Consider the following 21,632-nt stretch of genomic DNA (forward strand, 5'->3'; position numbering starts at 1 on the left):
TCAGGCTATCCTTTTGCCGTCTTGGCCGAAATACCGGCAATGGGCCGGGTTCATGTAGAAGCTGTGGTCTTCACCCACCTGATAGGGATGGACACCCGAGGCCAGGGATACCCACGCCTCATCCCCATGTTGGAAGTGCGCGCTGGAATCCGAGCCCGAAAGCTCGGTCACGATGACCCGCCCGGTCAGCTCCACGTCGGCGTCGGAAGAGCGGAACGGGGTCACCCGGTGAGGACGCACGGCGACCAAGTAGTCACCATCGGCTATATCGGTGACTTTCCAGCCTCCACCGCCGACCAATTGCGCCTGCGCATCAGACACAGTGATGCGCGCCACGTTGATGGGCGGGTCAGAGAACACACGAGCTGCAGAGATGTTCTCGGGGTTGCGATAGATATCTGAGGTGGGGCCAAATTGGGTGACGCGCCCGTCCTCCATCAAAGCGGTGTAGCCGCCAAGCATCAACGCCTCTTCCGGTTCCGAGGTGGCATAGACGACTACGGCCCCGCGCCCGGCGAACAAGTCGGGCAGTTGTTCACGCAGTTCTTCACGCAGCTTGTAATCGAGGTTGGCCAGAGGTTCGTCAAGAAACACTGCACGGCTTTCCTTTGCAATCGCGCGGGCCAGCGCGGTACGCTGCTGCTGGCCACCTGACAACTCATGCGGACGGCGCTGTAGCATTGGGCGCAACTGCAGCAAGTCGGCGGCCTCTTCGACGCGGCCTTCGATTTCGGATTTTGCCATCCCCGCCACGCGTAAGGGCGAAGCGATGTTGTCGAAAACGGTCATATGCGGGTAGTTCACGAAGAACTGGTGTACCAAACTGATCTGCCGCTTTTGCGTGTTCAGCTTGGTGACGTCCTGCCCGTCCATCAGAACTTTGCCTGAGGCGATCGGGTCCAGCCCGGCCATCATCTTGATCAGCGAGGTTTTGCCCGACCCCGTCGCGCCCAGCAACACGTTGAAATGGCCAGTCTTGAGCGTCAGGTTCGTAGGCTTGATATGGATGACATTGCCACCCCGTTTGGTGGCGTCTTTAAGTTCGATCATGTCCGTGGGTTCCGGTCCTTCAGTGCGTCGCACTGGCCTTGGGGTGGGGATGCCGCACACGGCACCCCCGGTTTCGTTTGCTTACTGAGACTGCCAGCGCTGAACCAATTCGTCATAGTTGACGGTCTGGCCCTGCGGCTTTTCGTTCTCAAGCTTGGCCTTGGGCGAGCCCGGCTTTTCCAACCAGAAGGCGGCATCCTGCGGCTCGTTCAGACGCGGACCACAGCCACCGTAGACACCGGCGCTTTCGTCAGCGGCCTGCATTCGGGCCATAGTGATGTCCATCTCTTCTGCCAGACGGTCCATCGCCTCTTGCGGGGTGAAGGCGCCCGAGTTCACGTCACCGATCTGCTGCCACCAGATCTGGGCCAGCTTCGGATAGTCCGGCACGTTGATGCCGGTCGGTGACCATGCCACACGGTCGGGTGAGCGGTAGAACTCGACCAGACCACCCAGCTTGGGTGCGCGCTCGGTGAACGACTCGTGGTTGACCGAGCTGTCGCGGATGAAGGTTAGGCCCACATGGGATTTCTTCACGTCGACAGTCTTGGAGGTCACGAATTGGGCATAGAGCCAAGCCGCCTGAGCACGATCTGCAGGCGTCGACTTCAGGAAGGTCCACGACCCCACGTCCTGATAACCAACCTTCTGGCCTTCTTCCCAATAGGGGCCGTGCGGGCTGGGCGCCATCCGCCACAGCGGCGTGCCTTCGTCATCCACGGTGTTGTTGCCTTCGGATTTCGGCTTCACCATGTCTGCGGTGAAGGCGGTGTACCAGAAGATCTGCTGAGCCACGTTGCCTTGGCTAAGCGCTGGCAACGACTGGTAGAAGTCATAAGACGCCGCACCCGGAGGCGCATAAGCCCGCAGCCATTCATCCCACTTGCGGATCGCATAGACCGCAGCCGGGCCGTTCGCAGCACCACCACGCGAAACGGATGCGCCAACAGGGTTACAAGTGCCCGCTTCCATGCGGATGCCCCATTCGTCGACGGGAACGCCGTTCGGTTCACCCACGTCACCGGCGCCGGCCATCGACAGCCAGGCGTCAGTCATGCGCCAGCCGAGGTCAGGCGCGCGCTTACCATAATCCATGTGGCCATAGATCGTGGTGCCATCGACTTCTTTCACGTCATTGGTGAAGAACTCGGCGATGTCTTCGTAGGCCGACCAATTGACCGGAACGCCTAGATCATAGCCGTATTTCTCTTTGAACGCGGCCTTGTTGGCTTCGTCATCGAACCAGTCCTTGCGGAACCAATATAGGTTCGCAAACTGCTGGTCAGGCAATTGATACAGCTTGCCATCAGGGCCGGTGGTGAACTGAATACCCATAAAGTCATCCAGATCCAGCGTTGGCGAGGTTGTCGCCGCCCAATCACCTTCCATCATATCGGTCAGCGGATAGGCCAACTGCAGGCGCGAATGTGTCCCGATCAGGTCGCTGTCGTTGACATAGCCATCATACAGATTCCGTCCGGTTTGTAGCTGAGTCTGTACGGCCTGAACCACTTCGCCTTCGCCGAGAATCTGGTGATTGACCTTGATCCCGGTTATTTCCTCGAACGCCTTGGTCAGAACCTCGGATTCATAGGAATGCGTCGGGATACCCTCGGACAGGACATTGATTTCCATGCCCGAGTACGGTTGTGCAGCTTCGATGAACCACTTCATTTCGGACAACTGTTCATCCTTCGACAAGGTCGATGGCTGGAATTCGTCGTCGATCCAACGTTGTGCTGCGGCTTCGTCGGCCCAAGCAGGACCATGCCCCGCAATGACGGCCGCTGCCGCCACGGCGGAAAGTAGATGTCTCCGCATCTGTCTCCTCCCAAAGATTATGTGATCCGGTGCAGACCGGATGGCAAACAGCATCGGTGATATTCGGCGCTGCTGTCAAACTAAAATTTTAGTAATAAGAGATATCAAATTTAAGCACTTGATAAATAAAAATAATATCTGCTTGCGGCGTGTTGGAAGTAGAAGATACGTTCAAACAAATGGTGTCCGTAGGTGCTGAAAGCATCGCGAAACACCCAATTCTGAAGTGGGCTTAGCGCTTGCTGTTCCAATGCAAATTGGGTGGAACCCAACGCTGAACCAACCATAGCAGCGCTATACCGGATGCACCGGAAAGGCGTGGAAATGAAACTACATCTTGGCGATGAGCCGCCCCAGATTGATCAAATACCTGTTCACAGTGTCATCAAAGTGCGTCAGTGGCTGGTGATGATCGTCGATGGCCAACGTTTTCTGAGATTGTAGAAAAAGAAGGCACCTCCAAACGCCGGGTGCAGGATGTGGTCGATCTGGCCATGCTGGCGCCTGATGCTCTGGATGCCATCGCTTCAGGCGAACAAACTGATGGTCTGACAATGGACTACCAGATCAAGTCGGGATTCCCAGTGATCTGGTCAGATCAACACAAGCGCTTCTCTGCCCTCTGATCTGCCGCCTCTCCGAAACCCACCAAACTCGTACCGTCGGAGTCGCGACCTGGGACTGTGGTCGGAAATCGACCACTGTTGCGCACACGCTCGGGTCTCAGTTGAAATTGCTGGATCTTAAGTCGCTGAAAACACGCTATAATCGGCGTGCAACTTCTCGGTATGTGATTTCCGTGCAAATTGAGCATTAGCGTGCACGAATCAGAGTTTTCTTGCATAAGTTGTGCAAAAATATCGTTTTAAAACAATATTTTAATTGGAATCGAATTTAGTGAGACACCATAACCGTGCACCGCATGAAGCATAAGCATGCAAGCATAAAATCAGAAAGCATAAGCGTGCAAATGTAGAACAAAGAACAACACCACTGGAAGTGCAAGCGCATGCCGTAAGTATTGAAACTATACTAGGACATCCGAGACTTGACGGGCTTTCGCGAGCATTGCATCTCGAAGACTTTTTCGATGACTCCCTATTGCTCCGAAAGCAGATGTTGAGATGGCTACGGTCAACTTCTGCTTTTTGCGGGCAAGATATGTTTCGCCGTTGCGAAGTATCCCGACTGTTTTATGTCAGTGATGCGGACAGACGCTCATCAATGACGCAGAGAACGGCAGGAGCGAGCGCAAAGCAGTTATAGTTCCTAATCGAACAATTGTTTCGCTTCGTTTGGACTAAACCTCGCTGATGACCTTCGACGCAGTCGCTTCATTGATAGCCAGAACCGTGTTGTACAGCGTGGCCAATCGAAGAAGTGATTTTACGTCGACGTCGTGTGGCAACGCTGATAGGGGATCAATGAAAAAGATCAGTGTGTCGAGCTTCCCTTCGGCAATCATAGCGCCGATTTGAGCGTCGCCTCCCAACGGGCCACTTTTGAGACTCTTGATAGGCACGCCAACTTCATCCGCAATTCGCCCGCCGGTCGTGCCAGTCCCAAAAAGCTCCATTTTGCTCAGTGCGGTTTTGTGGGATTTTGCCCACTCGACCATTGTGTCTTTCATCTGATCATGCGCCACAAGCGCGACTCGTTTGCGGCCGTTTGGGCCGTCGCTCCCATTGCTCATGGTGTTGCTTTCCTCGGTGTTGAAGTGTCCGTAGCCCAACTCCATGCCAGCGGAGACTTACGCTTGAGTGCGCCACTCAAATGCTGCCGCATTCTGTAGGAGGCATCCACGGTGTTCCCGGATTCCAGGAGTGTAAGGATCTCAAGATGCTCAGTACATTGTTCTATCAATCGTTGATGGTTCACTTCGGCTCGATACTCCATGAGGCGTCGCATTCTATTCACGCGTTGGAGAGCCATAAGAAAGAACGGGTTTCCGGACAACTTGATGAGCTCCTCATGGAATAGAGCCCCGCTTTCTAGCAGCGCTTCTCCATTAACGGCGTCCATATCCATATCAAGCATTCCCTGCTGAATACGCCGCTGTTCATCCAGGACTTTGTGATCGAGTTCAAACGAGGGCTCCAGCATGGCGGCTGGCTCTATCGCCATTCTAAACCGGTAAATCTCATCAAATGCTTCGGGTGTTTTTGCAACCGGAAGAAACCGCCAGCCGTAGCCTTCTTTGCGCTCAGCCCAACCCTCTCGAGAAGCGCGGATCAACAGTTCTCCGACCTTAGCTTTAGTCCAGCCGTATTTCTGCTTTAAGAACTGCTCAGTAACTTCTTCTGGAATTTCATTTGTTAGCCAATCGTTTGCCAGCAGTTGGTATTCGTCTAGCTCGCTTGCGTCGACAGTATCCAGGTTTTCTTTGATGGCTGGAGGCAACTTGTCGGCCACAAAGTACCCGCGGTTTTCCAGGCGGATGAGAACATCTTTTTCTTCTAAGGATATCAACGCCTCGCGCACTGGGGTTCTGGATACGCCATACCTGTCGGCGACTTGCTGAGCGCTTATATGCTGGCCACCTTCAAGTGTACCCGCAACGATATCATGCAAGAGACGGTTTGATATCTTCTTTGACAATTCGCTGGCTCGCATCGGTATGCCTGACTCCTCTTGCCGCTCTCACCTACGTAGATTGCATCTGACGGCCAGCATACAACCAAATTTTAGGTTTTCTATACGTAAAAAACCAAAGATGGGTGGATTTTATACTGCTGAGACGATGATGTTCGCGTAAATTGGATTGGTTTTATGGCTGTTTCAGCAAAGTTCTTTCATTTCAGGTGAGTGTCAATCCTTTGAAAAAACATAATAAAACATATACTTGAAAGGTGTCGGGAAACAGCCCGTTCGATCATTTTGGTTTTTTCGATTAAAAAAAGCAAAATAAGATTGGCTTTTTGCGTGTCAATATGCAATCAAAATAGCCAGTGCGGGATTCGCGCTGAAAAACACTTGGAAAACTGGGGAGGATTACCCGTGTTCATGAAATTTACTCGCATCGGCGCCATTGCTGCTGCGGCAGCCGTTGCCGGCGTGACTGGCGCGTCCGCCGAATTCAAAGCTGAAAGCCCGCAATGCATTGCGCCCTCAAATCCCGGTGGCGGATGGGACTTCATCTGTCGGACAACAGCAAAGTATCTTTTCGATCTCGGGATCATCGAGGATTCGATGCAGGTTACCAATATGAGCGGTGGGGGCGGTGGAGTTGCGTTCGCGCATGTCACGAAAGAGCGCAACGAAGACAACAACCTTATCGTTGCGGCTTCTATGAGTACCAGCGCTCGAATTGCGCAGGGCATTTACGAAGGCGCCCAACAGGATGACGTGCACTTTCTTGCCACTTTCGGAGCTGAATATGGAGCCATCGCTGTTCCCGCGGACTCCAAGTACACCTCTCTGTCTCAGATGATGGAGGACATTGTCGCTGATCCAAAATCAGTTGGGATCGCGGGTGGTTCGTCTGTGGGCAGTTTTGACCACATCAAGCCCATGTTGGTCGCCCGCGAAGCTGGCCTCGAAGATGTTACCCAGATGAAATATGTATCGTTCGATGGTGGCGGTGAAGCCATGACCGGCCTGCTTTCTGGTTCGGTCGAGGCGCTGTCTGGAGATTTCTCCGAGATGCTGGGCTTCCTGGAGTCGGGTGATATCCGGGTAATCTCGATTCTGGCTCCTGAGCGTCTGAAGAACTATCCGGATATTCCTACTGCAAAGGAGGAAGGCTTCGACGTCGTTGGCGCGAACTGGCGCGGCCTTTACATGCCGGCTGGTGCAACTGACGAAGCTAAAGAGTTCTGGAAGAACGCGATCATTACGCTGACCGAGGATCCTGGGTTCCAGGCAGAGCTCGAAGCAGCTGCTATTGAGCCGTTCAACAACTTTGGCGACGACATGTACACCTTTGTTGAGGGCAGTATTGCGGACGTGACCAAGCTCTCGAAAGAGATCGGTATCATCCAATAAATGTCATGCGTGCCCAACCGGTCGCATCTGGTTGGGCACCTAAAAGAATTTCCGAAAATCTGGGAGGAAACTATGAGTGACCGCATCTTCGGCGGTTTCGGACTGGCCCTTGCAATATTCTATATTTGGGCAGCATCGATCATCAAAGACAGTTTCATGGTTGATGTCGTTGGTCCGCGCGCCTTTCCTTACATTGTGGGCACCGTGTTAGGCCTTACGTCGCTCTATTTCATAATCCGCCCGGATGAAGAGCCAAAATGGCCAGGGTTGCGCGACTTTGCCGAGATATTGTTCGCCACTGCTGTGATGTTTCTGTACGCATGGTCTCTTTCCGAGATTGGGTTTGTTATCGCGACAACCTTTGCAACTGCCTACCTAACCTGGCGACTGGGAACCGCTCCGCTTTGGTCGCTCGTCGTAGGCCTGCTGACAGCCATCGGTATCTACGTCGTTTTTCACCTAATCCTAGGCCTTGCTTTGGCCGAAGGACCATTGGGGTTCTGAGGGGTCGCCATGGAAACGCTTGCACTTCTTGTTGATGGATTCTCGGTTGCGTTGTCACCGCAAAATCTGTTCCTTGCTGTCGTTGGATGCTTCCTCGGCACTTTGATGGGAGCATTGCCTGGCTTGGGCCCGGCAAATGGGGTCGCGATCCTCATTCCGATTGCCTTCTCGCTCGGTCTTGGGCCCATCCCATCTCTCATCCTTCTTACAAGTGTCTACTACGGCGCCATGTACGGAGGCCGAATTAGTTCGATCTTGCTTAACATCCCGGGCGACGAACCCGCGATGATGACGTGCCTCGATGGATATCCGATGGCAAAGAACGGTCAGGCCGGCGAAGCCCTGTCTTTAGGTGGCATCGCATCTTTCTTTGGGGCGTTTGTCGCTACAATTGGCCTGGTGATTTTGGCACCACAGTTGGTCAAAATCGCGCTGCTTTTCGGACCAGCGGAGTACTTTGTCCTCTTTACAGTCGCATTTGCGACACTGGGTGGTGTGTCCTCTACGAACCAAGCCAAATCTGCTTTCGCAGCTGCACTAGGGCTGGGCATCGCGATGATTGGCAGTGATAGCCAAACAGGATCGCAGCGCTTCACCTTTGGTGAAATCCACCTTTTCGATGGCATCGACTTCTTGATCGCTATCGTTGGCTTGTTCGCCTTGAGTGAAGTGTTGATTTTTCTCGAACATCACCGTGGCGGTGCCGTTGGATCAGCTGGCGCGACAAAGGTTGGACGCATCTTGCCTGACTTCGGCATGATCAAACGTTGCATGCCTTCAATCGCTCGCGGCGCAGGTCTTGGTTTCTTCTCAGGCGTCTTGCCAGGTGCCGGAGCGTCGTTGGGGTCATTCCTTGCGTACTCACTGGAGAAACAAAGCGTCGACCGGGATGGGAAATCCTTTGGAAAGGGCGATCCACGCGGTGTTGCAGCTCCTGAGGCAGGCAATAATGCGGCCGCTGGAGGCGCGTTGGTGCCGATGCTTTCGTTGGGCGTACCGGGCTCGGGGACGACCGCCGTTCTGTTGGCTGTTTTGTTGCAACTTAACATTACCCCGGGACCACTGCTCTTCACAAAGAATCCGGACGTGGTTTGGGGGCTGATCGCGGCCTTGTTCATCGGCAACATCATTCTGCTTTTGATGAACGTCCCGTTGGTCGGGTTGTTCACGCGCGTGTTGCTGGTGCCGACGCGCATTCTGATGCCTGTCGTCGCAATGATCTCGTTCGTTGGGATTTACTCGATAACGGGCTCCACCTTCGATGTAATGCTCATGGTTGGTTTCGGTTTTGCAGGCTGGCTTCTACGCAAACTCGACGTGCCGCTGGTGCCAGTCATCTTGGGCATCCTTCTTGGCAACCAAATGGAAGTGAACCTTCGCCGCGCAATGACGATTTCGGACGGGGATTGGTTGGCGCTAGTGGGAAGTCCCCTCGCAATAATCCTCTGGCTTATCGCAATCGCCGGTTTCGTGTTGCCCATGTTTGTTGGCCGTCGGGTTAAGGACCGCATGGATGCGCAGCGCCATGACGAAGAGGCATCGGTCGGGGATTAAACCCACCGGATTTCAAGAATGACTGGCTTCGGCCAACAAGGAGACAAAAGATGCGTATCATGACATTGCCCTGCGATGGCATCGGACCTGAAATCATGGCGGCGACTTTGGAAGTCGTTGAGGCCGCCAACAAGAAGTACGATCTGGGGTTAACGTTTGAAGAAGAAGAGTCCGGTTTTACCAGTCTCAGGAACCACGGTATCACTCTGCGTGACGACGTGTTGGAACGTGCACGAACTGAGTTCGATGGAGTCATTTTAGGGACGCAGTCCCATATGGACTACCCGCCAGTCGTTGAAGGTGGTCGCAACGTTTCGGCCGGGTTCCGTATCGGCCTCGATCTTTATGCGAATGTGCGGCCGGCCCGGAGCCGTGACTTTTTACCGAACAAAGCGCCTGGGATGGATCTTGTGATCATGCGTGAGGCGACAGAGGGATTCTATCCTGACCGCAACATGTACAAGGGCGTCGGAGAAATGATGCCCGATCCGGACATGGCGTTGTCGGTTCGCAAAATTACGCGACACGGATCAATGCGGATTTGCAGAGAGGCTTTCAAACTGGCCATGCAACGGAAGAAGAAAGTCGCCGCGATACACAAGGCCAACTCTTTTCTCATGACCGACGGCCTGTTTCTGGAATGTTTCCGCGAGGTGGCGAAGGACTACCCTGAAGTCGAAACCGAAGAGTTGATTGTCGACGCATTTGCAGCGCTGCTGGTTCGAAAACCGCACGAATATGATGTTATCGTCGCGACTAACTTCTACGGCGATATTCTCTCTGACCTTGCCTCTGAACTTTCAGGGTCTTTGGGGCTCGCTGGGTCGATCAATGCAAACGCTGAAACGGGCTTATGCTGCGCACAAGCACAGCACGGTTCTGCCCCGGACATCCAAGGGCAAAACGTTGCGAACCCGACATCACTTATTCTCTCCGCCGCTATGATGCTCATCTGGCTCGGCGAGCAGAAGGGTAGTCCGAAGCTTATGGAGGCTGGGCGAGCCATTGCGGATGCAGTTGATGCCGTCATCGATGATCCTGCAAAGCGCACCCGTGACCTTGGTGGCACCGTAAACACCGACACCTTCGGGACGCTTGTGGCCGAAATGGTCTCCAAGGAAACGATCCCGGCGTGATTGGATCTCCCGGTGGGCAAACGTGTCCACATCAACTGGTGGCGTCGCTCCTTGCGGCGTCACCCGTCTTGAGCTGGAGCAATTATGAGACGACCAAGACTAGCGTTGATCCATGCCACCCGCGTCGCGATTGATCCAATCGAAGTTGCGGCACGCGAGCACTGGCCGGAAGCAGAAACCATTTCGATCCTAGAAGAAGGGTTGTCTTTAGACAGGTCTAAGCAAGTCGAATTGTCCGCCGATCTTTTCCGGCGCATCGTAGACCTTTGCCGGTATGCGGAAGGCGCTGACGCCGATGGTGTACTGTTCACTTGCTCAGCATTCGGAGCCGCAATCGAAAGAGCAGATTTCGAGGCGCTCATCCCAGTCATGAAGCCGAATGAAGCGATGTTCGATGCGGCTTTCTCATACGGTGATCGCATCGCAATGGTTTATACTTTTCCTCCAGCAGCGGCAGGTATGGAAGAGGAATTTCTAGATGCTGCTAGGGCGCGCGGCAGCAATGCGGAGATTACGTCATACTATTGCTCTGGCGCGTTGGCTGCAAAGCAAGCGGGTGATGATGAAAAACACAATCGCCTGATTGCGGAAACCGCATCAAGTATCGACGACGCGGACGTTATTCTTCTAGCCCAGTTTTCGATGTCTGACGCCGTTGAGGATGTCCGTAAGACAGTACAGATTCCAGTGTTGACCAGTCCACAGGCGGCGATTCACGAAATCCGACGGCGCGTCGAAGGCAATCAGTGAGGGAGGTTCAATGCTAGTCGGTGTCATAGCGGACGATTTTACCGGTGCGAGTGATATTGCGAACACCTTGGCCAAGGGCGTTGAGCCGGAAGGTGGATTACGTACGGCTCAGTTCCCGGGTATTCCCACGACCCCAGCCAACGAAGAGATCGAAGCGGGTGTCGTCTCACTCAAGAGCCGCACTGCACCTGTCGAAGAAGCTGTTGCGGACAACCTGCGAGCCCTGCGATGGCTTAAAGATCAAGGATGCCGCCAGTTCATCTTCAAGTATTGCTCGACCTTTGATTCCACTAGGCTGGGAAATATCGGCCCGGTTGCGGAAGCGTTGGCCAACGAACTGGGCGCGCAAAAGGTGGTTTTCTGTCCAGCCTTTCCGACAACGGGGCGCACCATCTATCACGGCCATCTATTTGTGTTCGGCAAGCTGTTGAACGAGTCCGGGATGGAAAATCACCCTCTTACTCCGATGACGGATGCCGACATCAAGCGTTGGTTGCAGTATCAGACCCAAGAAGCGGTTGGGTTGGTTTCAATTGACGCCGTGACGCAAGGACCAGAGGCGATTGCTACTGCTTTGCGGAACGTCGACGAACGCTTTGTGATCGGTGATGCGATTTCGGACGAGGATTTGCTGGCCTGGGGCGAGGCTCTGAAGGATGCCCAGCTCATTACTGGGGGATCTGGGATAGCGCTGGGGCTACCCAAGAACTTCGTCAGAAAAGCTTCGTCCAAAAGAGGTGGCAGTGCGTTCACTCGTATCGCAGGGCCTGCCGCGATACTTGCTGGGTCTTGCTCGGGAGCGACCCGTGGGCAGATCGATGTGCATGCGAAGTCCAATCCGACGTTCGCCATCGATGTTCCGGGTGTCATGTCCGGGGATGTGACCACGCAAACGCTTCTGGATTTCTTTGAAAAGCATCCGGGTCAGGCACCGCTCGCATATTCATCGGGAAGCCCGGATGATGTGCGTGCTATCCAAGGTCAATTCGGTCGGGAAGCGGTTGCAGAAAAACTGGATAGTCTCTTTGCAGATACCGCCCGAGAACTTGTCCAAAAGGGCTACAAGCGATTGGTGGTGGCAGGGGGAGAGACGTCGGGAGCTGTTGCCAAGGCTGTTTCTGAGGCACTGGGGTCTCCGGCCATGTCAATTGGGCCAGAGATCGACCCGGGCGTGCCAGTCCTGAGCGTTGGAAAATCTGAACCCATTGCGCTGGCTCTAAAGTCTGGAAACTTCGGCGCTCCGGACTTTTTCGCAAAAGCGCTGAGAATGATGGAGGCCGGTAAATGAGTTCTGAAGAACTGGCGCTGCGACAGCAGATGTCGGAACTGTGCGCCTCGCTGTTTGCGCGTGGCTTTTCCGTCGGCACAGCGGGCAATGTCTCCGCACGTCTTGATGACGGAATCCTCATGACGCCAACCAATTCCACCTTGGGCGATATCGACCCAGAGCGTATCGCCAAGATTGATTTGGATGGCATCCACGTCTCCGGGGACAAGCCGACCAAGGAGGTTTTTCTGCACCAAGCCTTCTATGAGACGCGGCCACAAGCTGGTGCAGTGGTTCATCTGCACTCGACCTGGGCCACTGCATTGTCGTGTCTGGAAGACACCAATCCCAATGACTGTATTCCACCGCTTACGCCGTATGTGGTGATGCGCGTCGGTACGGTCAAACTGGTTCCATACGTCAAGCCGGGCGACCCGAAGTCCGGTGATTTGATCCGTGAACTAGACGGCAAGTATAGTGCGGTTCTGTTGGCCAATCACGGTCCCGTCGTCTCGGGAAAGGATCTCTTCTCAGCGGTTTGTGCAGCAGAAGAGTTAGAAGAAACGGCCAAGCTGCTCGTGGCTTTGCGCGGCCTGCCTACCCGGTTGCTGGATGCTAAAAAAGTCGCAGAACTCAAAGAGACTTTCGGAAGGATGTAATCCATCATGAAAACCGCTGACCTTATCGATCACCATGCGCCAGAGCTTACTCTTGTCCATCTACCGTTTCGGCAATTCGGGATAAAACAGTTCTTTGCGGCGCAAATACAGACAGTGAAGTGCTTCGAAGATAACACGGAACTTAGGGCGCAACTGGAAACACCGGGTGAGGGGCGCGTTTTGGTTGTCGACGGCGGAGCATCAACGCGAATTGCAATCCTTGGCGATATGTTGGCTAATCTTGCAATCCAAAATGGATGGGCTGGTCTTATCCTGAATGCCGCAATTCGAGACAGTGCCGAAATCAATCAAATGAACACTCTGGTATTTGCCTTAGCAACCAGCCCCGTCAAAAGCGCGAAACGTGGGTGGGGCGTAATCGGGGAACCGGTGACCTTTGGTGGGGTTAAATTCCATCCTGGTGATTGGGTTTACGGCGATGCGGACGGCGTGTTGCACAGCAAGAAGCGACTGGTCTGATTTCGAGTTTTGCCAAAGTCTCGCAACACGGCGCTATAATATTCACGGCAGCCTTTGCTGGCTGGCTTGTATCGCTCACGGGCATTCCGCTGGGGTGGATGATAGGGTCAATGTTGGTGACCATCGCCGGGTCGTTGAAGCAGTTTCCTGTCAAACTACCGGGCCCTATGTTGGACTTGGTAAGAGCAACTGTAGGTGTGATGTTGGGCGCATCCTTTACGCACGAGTTGCTTTCCTCTTTTGGTGCTTGGTGGGTGTCACTGGCCTTCTTACTGTTAGCCCTTGGAATAATGTACGTCCTTGGTTTCTACCTTTTACGACGTATTTCGCGCTTTGACGCATTGACAGCTTCTCTATGCGCAATGCCGGGTGGCATTGCCGAAATGGTGTTGCTGTCCGAGCAAAAAGGCGCGGATCAGGCTCGTGTCGCTATCGTTCATGCGTAGCGCATTGCATTAGCAATTTTGCTGATTCAGCTACTAATCAACCTGATCGCAGACTTCGAAGTCATTCCACCCAAAGCGCAAACACAGCTGGCTTCGGTCACGTTTGCCGATTGGGTTTGGATCATCGGATGCATCGTTGTGGGAATGCTAGCACGGGGTAGGGTGAAGCTGCCGGCACCTATTGTGGTAGTGCCGATGATATTCAGCGCGGCCGTTCACTTGCTGGGATGGACGGAGTTCGAGATCCCGGTTTCTGTGACCGCGTTGGTTCAGGTCTTCATAGGCATTAATGTTGGCGCACGTTTTTCCGGAGTGCCCATCAAAGCTCTGTTCGCGGCTCTAGGTGCAGCGGCCATGGTTGTCGCTCTCCAGATTTCGGTGGCCTTTTCGGGAGCATTGGCTGTTGCGAACGTGTTGGCGACAGACCCGGTCGCACTTGTCTTAGCCTATTCACCTGGAGGCTTGGCAGAGATGTCAATCATAGCGGTGAGCGTTGGTCGCGATGTTGCGTTCGTTGGCGTGCATCATATTTTTAGGGTCTTGGCGGCGCTTGTTTTAGCACCTATCCTCGTAGCTTCGCTATCAAAGCGGGATATCGAGCATTGATGAATCCGATGAAGTTCACTCGCTAAGCAATCGATGCCGTCTTTACCGCAAAAGCTTGTATGTCGCCAAAATACAAGTTGGCTGACTGGAGAAGGCCGACCGAGCCGCGCTACGTTGAATGGATTTACCATACGCGGTAGCCGCGACCGGGGTCATCCATAGCGGCAAACGTCATATATTGCGACCAAGCCAGTCCAGCACTTTCTGCGCCGTAACGGGCCACGACGCGTCGAATTGAAGGTAATGACAAGCCCCCTCAACGGTCAGGAAATCTGCTGTTTCGTAACGGCAAGCCATGTTCTTGGCAGTGCTTGTTGCAACTGCCCTGTCTTCAGTTCCCGACACAAACAACAAGGGACAAGTTACCTTTTTGGGGTCAACCAGTGTGGTTTGGCGCGCGTCGAACATCCAGAAGACAAACTCGAACAACACGCGACCGGATTCTGTGCCGAGGCGCGAATGAATGTCGCGCTGAAGATCGTCAGGCAATGTGTTCAGTCCGTATTTCGTCAAAAGGTCTAGGTCTTGTCCAAGGGCGTGTTCCCAGAACGCACCTGAAGAGATGAACAGCTTACCTAGTTCACGCTCTCCGTCTGTTGTGGCTAAGACCCCGTTCATCACGCTGCTATTGAGGAGAATGCCGGCCCTTACGGCGTCCTCAGCGGCCAATATTTGCGCAACCACACCACCAAGGGAGTGGCCGACAACAATTGGTGTCTCCCCGATTTTTTGGATCGCCTGCCGGGCGTCCTTTACGTAATCTGCAATACTCAATCCAATAAGCTTGCTGTCGCGTTCGGGTCCGCTTGCAAGATCATGATAGCGATAGGACAAGCTCTCACAGTCGTATCCTGATGCCTCAAATGACGACCGGACATTCTCCATCGTCCAGGCTGCCGCATTTGTACCCGTCAATAGAAGAACCGGTGGCCTAGGCTCACTCAGCATCTATACTCTCCACAAATTGCCCCAAGAAGACCTACGCACTGCCGTTGGATCGTCCAGCTACTCTTCACGAGATCTGACTGTGCAGCAAGGTGTCTGATGCCCACGTAGCTGCCGGATCGCAACACGGCGCCAGACATTCCGGAACCCAAAGCCAACATTCGTTCAGGCTGTAGAGAAAGTGCGCGATGGAGCTCACTTGGATCGATGCTGCGCGATGCCCCAATTGCAGCAATGCGCAGAAAGCTGACTTTGCAAATTTACGAGAACGGCACCAAAGAAATGGCCTTGCACCAATCGACGAACATGTCGTGGTGTGGCCGGGCAAACTTGCTGTTTACCGTATTCACAGAAAATTTTTGTGCGCGACCAAGAACTGCTTCGGGGTTGCGTAAACAACTTTGGTTCCTCACTTTGAGACGAGGTTTACTCAAGCAAGATTGAAAGAGAATAGAATGAAACGCCTTTTCCCGTCTCTGCCGCAGAACGCGACGCTGGGAAGTGTCTATCAAGCCTTTCCAGACAAACTTTCTCCGCTTTGTGCGTACGAAAGCCTTGTGATGAGGGGCGAGAGCGACCTCTCGGTTGCTGAACGTGAATTGATTGCAGCCTATGTCTCTGGCTTGAATGCTTGTGCGTATTGCCATGGGGCGCACATGGTTTTCGCCAAAGCCTACGGCATTGAGGTCGAGACAATCGAAGCACTGATGGAAGACCGCGATACGGCACCGGTCGAGGATCATCTCAAACCGTTACTGGCTTACATTGAAAAGCTCACCGTCTCGCCATCACGAATGACAGAAGCCGACGCAAATGCCGTCTACGCGGCAGGCTGGTCAGAGAGCGCGCTGTTCGATGCTATCCAGGTCTGTGGAGTCTTCAATCTCGTGAACCGCTTCATAGAAGGAACAGGTGTTCAAAGCCCTGGCACCGACCCAAGAGAAGCGGACGAAGCCACTTTAGACCGATGCCGCAGTGACAGCTTCTATACCGATTTCGGACGAGAGAACGGCATCGACATCCCTTGAATTTATGTTGTTCAAACTTTCGAACGACGACAAAAAAGCTGGTCCGACAAAACGGCAGATGCGTCCTTCGCTCTCAGAGTTAAATCACTCGTCGGATCAAATCGGCGTGATCATTTATTGTTGGTGGATCCTTGTTCAAGCCTCAACGATCCGTCCTGCTTTTCGTTGATAGCCCATTTTCTGATAAGGTTTTGTTAACTTGTGGGCTTTGTAAGGGGGGAGAGTTGCTTAAGTTTGACGCGGAGACAACGAGATTACTTGAAATCGCCTATCAAGGAGCTGAATTGACGCGGCGAAGACAGGCTTCATTTGATGCGCTGTGCCCGGCTCCCGGTGAAACTATTTTGGACATCGGTTGTGGCAACGGGATGTTAACAGCGGAGTTGGCCCGCGCAGTTGGCTCGGATGGCTATGTCATCGGGATCGACCCAAGTACTGACATGACAGCGGCCGCTAAAGAACGATGCGGCGACTATGCAAACGTGGAGTTTCGTGCTGGTGCTGCAAATAGCTTACCCATTGAGGATGAAAGTGCTGACAAAGCCGTTTCGGTGCAGGTCTTTGAGTACATCGAAGACGTAGACGGTGCATTAGTTGACACGCTGCGGTGCGTCAAACCCGGCGGGCGCCTCGTCATCAGCGATCTACACTTTGGCAGCTTGATTTGGTTCAGTGACCAACCTGACAGAATGCAAAAGATGCTGACATCCTGGAACCAGCACTTTGTGAGTGGTTCCGTGCCGGAAAGACTGCCCGCACTGATAAAGGATCGCGGCGACCATGTGGAAGATGTCTTGTCATCCACAATGACAGATTACCAGCTAAAGCCTGATGGCCTCGCAATCATGATGATGCACCTCATGAAGCAATACGCTATCGCAAATGACCATGTTGATCCCGCTGTTGCCCAAGCATGGTTTGACGAACAGTATAGCCTTGCAAAAGTTGGACGCTTCTTCTTTTCGATGACCCAATTTATTGTCGTGGCGCGCAAACAGGGTTGATCGTTCTACAATGCGCCATTTGATCTCGGCCGCGCTCTCTAAACCATCGTTCTGGAGCAAAGCTTCTGGTTGGCAACTGTTTACTGTCGCGACTCGAATGCCAAGAGTTTATGGCCGCCTGGCAATCAGCGTTGCAAAGACCTGATAGCCAAAAAGTGTGCGCTCTCTTGCTCGACGGCGATACTCGGCAACTAAGCCATTGTGCAGATCCTCTCCAATTTCGCCGCGTTTCATCATCACTTTTCCAGTTTCTTCGACCCAGGGGAGCATTTGGTCATTGTCCAGAATAATTCTGCTTTGAAAACTGAAGTCTTCGACTTTGAACCCCGCATTTGAGGCCAGGCTTCGCAGCTTGGCGACAACAAATGGGTCGGTGACAAACTCGTTCACAAATATCTTGGCGCAGGCGCCCAATGGATCGTTTGGTAGGTTTCCCAGTGAAGCCTTCGAAAAATCAGCGTCACACACTACGAGACACCCACCCGGCCTTAGAACGCGCCTTGCTTCGGTCAAAAGAGGTGCCGGGTCTGCCACATGGGTAAGCACCGTGTGCATTATCAAGTTATCAACCGAGCCATCATCCAGGGGCAGCGACGCTCCATCTGCGACCTCAAACGCGACATTGCCGTGGCCCCCAACCCGCGCTCTTGCTTCGGCTATAAAGCCCACAGATGGCTCGAAACCAATGACTCGCGTGGGTTTGGCCTTCTCCGCAATGCGGCGCGTGACAGCTCCCGCGCCGCATCCGACTTCAATGGTCAGACCGTCTTCTGCAAACTGAAGTTTGGCCAGATAGTTTGAAACAATATTTTCCATTGTAGGATCGGACTGACGCGCGTCCATCGAGTCAGCAAATGCGGAAATGAAGTCTTCGCCCGCAGCATCTACATCTTGAAACGGATCAGCCATCCCAACCACCCTCCATTAACGCTCAGTATTCTCTACTAAAAATTCTAACATCACCTGGACCAAGAACAAGACGTGCCAAAATGCTTATAATTGGGGCAAACAGGAGGTTCATGCCATGCGTCAGCTCGTTTCAAATGGAAACCCGATGGAAGAAATCGTTGGGTTTAGCCGAGCAGTTCGGGTTGGCCCCTACATTTCGATTGGCGGCACCGCACCTGTCGATGCTGAAGGTAAGACCGTCGGGGTCGGAGATGTATTTGCCCAAACGACCCAGTGCTTTGAAATCATCAAGGCGGCTCTCGAACAGGCGGGTTCGGGAATTCAAGACATTGTTCGGACGCGAGTCATACTGACAGATATAAACAATTGGAAAGAAGCCATCGAGGCAAGGAAGAAGTATTGCGTCGATGCACGACCCGTCGACACAATTATGGCGATCAATCGGTTTGTGAACCCCGAATGGTTGGTCGAGATAGAAGTTGATGCAATCATTGCCGACGACGCATAAGGTGCAGATTCCGGCTGGGGGCGAAATCGTATGACGATGAGTTTGCCAACACTGCTGAATCGACCGAGGTTTTGGATCGAGAAGGCACTATGGTGCCTGTTGCCAAACCCAAATCGGACACGTGTGAGGTCGATTTTCATCACAAATCAACCTGCTACAGCGAGACGTTGTACTTATTCAGGCAAACCGGCTAGTCGCAAAGACGCACAGTCTTTCTCCAGCCTTTCTCTATCAGAGAAAAGTTGAGTTTTCGCCCAGTCCGATATGGAAAACTGAGGGCGGTATTTCATCACATTCCGTGCTTCATCGCGAGCGGCCTCAAGATTCTCCGTCTCTATATGGACGATTACGAGGTCGAGGTGACCAAAGCCTTCAACCCTTTGACCATATTCGGTGAATGCTTTCTTGGCTTCCTCGTATTGACCGTCGAGTCGAAGGGCTAAACCCAGAACGCCTGCGTACCAACCTGGATAGTGAGGGTTCAGGGTAATGGCTTGTTGTGCGACTTGGATCGCTTCATTTGCCTGGCCATTGAAAGCTAGGGTGATTGACAGTCTGGCAGCCACGTCAGCGTGGTTTGGATTCAGCGCTAGTGCCTCGTTGAACTTCTCGATAGCCGAAACCAGCTTGCCATCGATTGCATCCGCAAAACCCGCAATAGCGTGAGCCTCTGGGTTGTAGCTGTCTATTTCCAGAGCCCGCTGAGCGCAGTCACGAGCCTCCGCTAGCGCGGCACGCCGGTCAGCAACAAATCCATGTCGTGCTTCGACAGTGCAAATGAATCCCAAAGTACAATACGGAGCCGAGTAACCCGGGTCGAGTGCAATTGCCTGTTGTGCAAATCGGCGAGCGTCGGCCTGAGCTTCCCTGGTAATTCTGCGCGAAGCCTCAACGGCCTTTAGTTGAGCAGTCCACGCGCCTAGGTTATTTGTGCCGGATCCTCTGAAACGAGCCATTTCTCCCGCCAACAGTTCGACTTGAAGCTCGGTTGCAATCCTAAGTGCGATTTCATCCTGAACTTCGAATACATCTTCAATGAGGCGATCATAGCGGTCTGCCCAAATATGCATGCCGGACTTTGCATCGATTAGCTGTGCTGTGATCCTCACCCGGTTACCGCTTTGACGGACACTTCCCTCAAGAACAAGATCGACACCCTGCTCCAGACCGACCTGTTTCACGTCAACGGAGCGACCTTTGTAGACGAATGTAGAGTTACGCGCGACGACCAGTAAATTCGGGAGTTTTGATAAAGTGGTGATGATCTCTTCGGTAATTCCATCTGCAAAAAACTCCTGATCGGGGTCAGAAGAAAGATTATCGAAAGGTAAGACGCCGATTAGCAGAGACTTTGTATGGCTAGCCGGAGTTACTCGCGGTGGGGCAGAACCTGGCGGCGACCATTGGAAAACTTCTATTAGTGACGGCGCGTTCTTAAACTGTCGCTCTCCAGCGCGATAAAATTGCTCAGCGAGGCGCTCGTCAAGGCTGCGATGGACGACATCTGAAATTAACACAGCCCCTTCGTTGGAAGCCTCTTGTAGACGTGCAGACAGATTGATGCCATCGCCGAAAATGTCATCGTCGTCGAATACGACATCTCCAAGATGCACACCCACTCGTAGTTTCAATAAGGACTGAGTTGACACCTGGCTTTGAAGATCAAGGGCGCATCGTACTGCATCAGATACCGAGTTAAACTCGACTATCCATCCATCACCCATCCTCTTAACGACATTACCTCGATGATCGCTAACCAAAGGATCAAATAACTCTCGACGTAGAACACGAAGTTCGCTGAGAGTCCTATTTTCATCTGCCTTAATCTGGCCTGAGTAGTTTACTACATCGGCCGAGAGTACTGCGGAAAGTCTGCGGTCTCCATTCATGTCTATTGGTAGCGCAAATTACGCTGTTTGGAAAAGACAACATGATTTTCTGAACGTCGCGCATGTCCTAGTGAATGGCTTAGTGCAAAACTGAAAAGCGTGACTGTGAATGTCTGCTTCGGGCTGCCATCAGCCAATCCGCACACCGCAGAGAATGACTATTTCGAGCGTCGATGCAACAATCGCATCAGGCCATGCAAATGAAGCGGTATGTCAATAACCGACGTTCATCCAGAGCAAGAAGTTGGTTCTGAACCATATCGCTGGCGATGTCCCCAAATAGAATCTGTGTCGTAACAGGCATGGTGCTCTTAGACTTGGGCTTCGAAATTCTCGCCTTAAGCCATTCAAAACTTTCAGTCGTCGAGTCTTCTTCATCCAATACCTTAAAACCCGCATCTTGCAGAAAGCCGACCATTTCTTTCGGGGTTGCGAGATAACTGATCGAGGCGTCCATAGCCCACGGCATCGGATAAACGACGTCACCACCTTCACCCTGTAGTATGTCGTAAACTCCAAATCGTGCTCCCGGCTTCAGAACACGATGCGCCTTTTTGTACACCGAAAGTTTGTCCGGGATGTTCATCGCGACATGAACCGTTACCGCGCCGTCAAAACTGCAGTCCGGAAATGGGAGCTTTGTCGCATCTCCCTGAATGAACGTGGTTTGTTCACTGAGACCGACCCAATCTGAAATGGTTTTGGCTGCGTTGCAAAACTCTTGCGTCAGATCTATGCCAGTAACCTTGGCCTTTGCTTCTTCAGCAATTGTTCTGGCCACCCCGCCTAAGCCACTACCAATATCAAGCACATTCGCGCCTGGCGCCAACTCCAGTTTCTCCAGAAACTGTAAAGTCGCCTGTCTGCCGCGAAAATGGAACTCATCAACTGGTTCAAAGTCAGCGGTGCGCAGTTTCTTCGGGTCAAAGCCTGCGGCCTTCAGGCTATCAGCTATCTGGTCGATCAAACTGAGGCTGCGACCACAGTGGTCGGAAACTTGCTCTCTCATTCTCAACCCCTGTTGCCAATCATGTTGAATGCTACTGAATGCCCATCAGATCAAAATTCGCGGAGGGTCGGCGGGCACTCAAG

General features: G+C 53.1%; 20 protein-coding genes and 1 pseudogene. 13 read left to right on the top strand and 8 right to left on the bottom strand.

Annotation, left to right across the window (positions count from 1 at the left end; all coding sequences use genetic code 11):
• Complete coding sequence (locus tag AC1DFB_RS01405; RefSeq protein ID WP_480921962.1) at positions 1 to 1,050, bottom strand: ABC transporter ATP-binding protein; 1,050 nt, start codon at positions 1,048 to 1,050, stop codon at positions 1 to 3.
• An 81-nt stretch (positions 1,051 to 1,131) separates the two neighbouring features.
• Entirely contained in the window at positions 1,132 to 2,871 is a 1,740-nt protein-coding gene (locus AC1DFB_RS01410; protein WP_170392843.1) for an ABC transporter substrate-binding protein, read from the bottom strand.
• Positions 2,872 to 3,269: 398 nt separating this feature from the next.
• On the opposite strand from AC1DFB_RS01410, the gene AC1DFB_RS01415 reads away from it, so the two are divergent.
• Complete coding sequence (locus AC1DFB_RS01415) at positions 3,270 to 3,497, top strand: hypothetical protein (protein ID WP_170401955.1); 228 nt, start codon at positions 3,270 to 3,272, stop codon at positions 3,495 to 3,497.
• A 674-nt stretch (positions 3,498 to 4,171) separates the two neighbouring features.
• Here AC1DFB_RS01415 and AC1DFB_RS01420 read toward each other — a convergent pair.
• Positions 4,172 to 4,564 (bottom strand): methylglyoxal synthase, encoded by a 393-nt coding sequence (locus tag AC1DFB_RS01420; RefSeq protein ID WP_480921963.1) that lies wholly within the window; start codon positions 4,562 to 4,564, stop codon positions 4,172 to 4,174.
• Positions 4,561 to 5,484 carry a GntR family transcriptional regulator gene (locus AC1DFB_RS01425; protein WP_480921964.1) on the bottom strand — a complete coding sequence of 308 codons (924 nt, stop codon included), beginning with the start codon at positions 5,482 to 5,484 and terminating at the stop codon, positions 4,561 to 4,563. Before AC1DFB_RS01425 ends, AC1DFB_RS01420 begins: the two co-directional genes overlap by 4 nt.
• A 297-nt stretch (positions 5,485 to 5,781) precedes the next feature.
• On the opposite strand from AC1DFB_RS01425, the gene AC1DFB_RS01430 reads away from it, so the two are divergent.
• From AC1DFB_RS01430 to AC1DFB_RS01470, 9 genes and pseudogenes are all read left to right on the top strand, one after another.
• Complete coding sequence (locus AC1DFB_RS01430; RefSeq protein ID WP_480921965.1) at positions 5,782 to 6,855, top strand: Bug family tripartite tricarboxylate transporter substrate binding protein; 1,074 nt, start codon at positions 5,782 to 5,784, stop codon at positions 6,853 to 6,855.
• A 72-nt stretch (positions 6,856 to 6,927) separates the two neighbouring features.
• Positions 6,928 to 7,359 (top strand): tripartite tricarboxylate transporter TctB family protein, encoded by a 432-nt coding sequence (locus tag AC1DFB_RS01435; protein WP_480903970.1) that lies wholly within the window; start codon positions 6,928 to 6,930, stop codon positions 7,357 to 7,359.
• A gap of 9 nt (positions 7,360 to 7,368) precedes the next feature.
• Complete coding sequence (locus AC1DFB_RS01440) at positions 7,369 to 8,913, top strand: tripartite tricarboxylate transporter permease (RefSeq protein WP_480921966.1); 1,545 nt, start codon at positions 7,369 to 7,371, stop codon at positions 8,911 to 8,913.
• Between the two features lie 95 nt (positions 8,914 to 9,008).
• Complete coding sequence (locus AC1DFB_RS01445; RefSeq protein ID WP_480921967.1) at positions 9,009 to 10,049, top strand: isocitrate/isopropylmalate dehydrogenase family protein; 1,041 nt, start codon at positions 9,009 to 9,011, stop codon at positions 10,047 to 10,049.
• A gap of 84 nt (positions 10,050 to 10,133) precedes the next feature.
• The gene (locus tag AC1DFB_RS01450) at positions 10,134 to 10,799 is read left to right on the top strand and encodes an aspartate/glutamate racemase family protein (protein WP_480921968.1); all 666 of its coding nucleotides are present in this window, start codon (positions 10,134 to 10,136) and stop codon (positions 10,797 to 10,799) included.
• A 10-nt stretch (positions 10,800 to 10,809) separates the two neighbouring features.
• Complete coding sequence (gene otnK, locus AC1DFB_RS01455; protein ID WP_480921969.1) at positions 10,810 to 12,087, top strand: 3-oxo-tetronate kinase; 1,278 nt, start codon at positions 10,810 to 10,812, stop codon at positions 12,085 to 12,087.
• Positions 12,084 to 12,725 carry a 3-oxo-tetronate 4-phosphate decarboxylase gene (otnC, locus tag AC1DFB_RS01460; protein WP_480921970.1) on the top strand — a complete coding sequence of 214 codons (642 nt, stop codon included), beginning with the start codon at positions 12,084 to 12,086 and terminating at the stop codon, positions 12,723 to 12,725. Before otnK ends, otnC begins: the two co-directional genes overlap by 4 nt.
• A gap of 6 nt (positions 12,726 to 12,731) precedes the next feature.
• The gene (rraA, locus tag AC1DFB_RS01465) at positions 12,732 to 13,205 is read left to right on the top strand and encodes a ribonuclease E activity regulator RraA (protein ID WP_480921971.1); all 474 of its coding nucleotides are present in this window, start codon (positions 12,732 to 12,734) and stop codon (positions 13,203 to 13,205) included.
• Positions 13,151 to 14,257, top strand: a pseudogene (locus AC1DFB_RS01470) (AbrB family transcriptional regulator). Before rraA ends, AC1DFB_RS01470 begins: the two are co-directional and overlap by 55 nt.
• Before the next feature lie 171 nt (positions 14,258 to 14,428).
• On the opposite strand, the gene AC1DFB_RS01475 reads toward AC1DFB_RS01470, so the two are convergent.
• On the bottom strand, positions 14,429 to 15,205 hold the full coding sequence (locus tag AC1DFB_RS01475) for an alpha/beta hydrolase (RefSeq protein WP_480921972.1): 777 nt from the start codon (positions 15,203 to 15,205) through the stop codon (positions 14,429 to 14,431).
• Between the two features lie 452 nt (positions 15,206 to 15,657).
• Here AC1DFB_RS01475 and AC1DFB_RS01480 point away from each other — a divergent pair, with 452 nt between their 5' ends.
• Positions 15,658 to 16,230, top strand: coding sequence for a carboxymuconolactone decarboxylase family protein (locus AC1DFB_RS01480; protein ID WP_480921973.1), 573 nt, complete (start codon positions 15,658 to 15,660; stop codon positions 16,228 to 16,230).
• Between the two features lie 224 nt (positions 16,231 to 16,454).
• Positions 16,455 to 17,234, top strand: a complete 780-nt coding sequence (locus AC1DFB_RS01485) for a methyltransferase domain-containing protein (RefSeq protein WP_480921974.1) — start codon at positions 16,455 to 16,457, stop codon at positions 17,232 to 17,234.
• Positions 17,235 to 17,342: 108 nt separating this feature from the next.
• Here AC1DFB_RS01485 and AC1DFB_RS01490 read toward each other — a convergent pair whose 3' ends face one another.
• Entirely contained in the window at positions 17,343 to 18,143 is an 801-nt protein-coding gene (locus tag AC1DFB_RS01490; protein ID WP_480921975.1) for a class I SAM-dependent methyltransferase, read from the bottom strand.
• A gap of 115 nt (positions 18,144 to 18,258) precedes the next feature.
• On the opposite strand from AC1DFB_RS01490, the gene AC1DFB_RS01495 reads away from it, so the two are divergent.
• Positions 18,259 to 18,651, top strand: a complete 393-nt coding sequence (locus AC1DFB_RS01495) for a Rid family hydrolase (RefSeq protein ID WP_480921976.1) — start codon at positions 18,259 to 18,261, stop codon at positions 18,649 to 18,651.
• 173 nt (positions 18,652 to 18,824) lie between these two features.
• Here the strand turns inward: AC1DFB_RS01495 and AC1DFB_RS01500 are convergent, their stop codons facing one another.
• Positions 18,825 to 20,540 (bottom strand): adenylate/guanylate cyclase domain-containing protein, encoded by a 1,716-nt coding sequence (locus AC1DFB_RS01500; RefSeq protein WP_480921977.1) that lies wholly within the window; start codon positions 20,538 to 20,540, stop codon positions 18,825 to 18,827.
• Between the two features lie 187 nt (positions 20,541 to 20,727).
• Complete coding sequence (locus AC1DFB_RS01505) at positions 20,728 to 21,549, bottom strand: class I SAM-dependent methyltransferase (protein ID WP_480921978.1); 822 nt, start codon at positions 21,547 to 21,549, stop codon at positions 20,728 to 20,730.
• Positions 21,550 to 21,632: the final 83 nt, after the last annotated feature.

This window comes from Ruegeria sp. S84 (genome assembly GCF_056583445.1).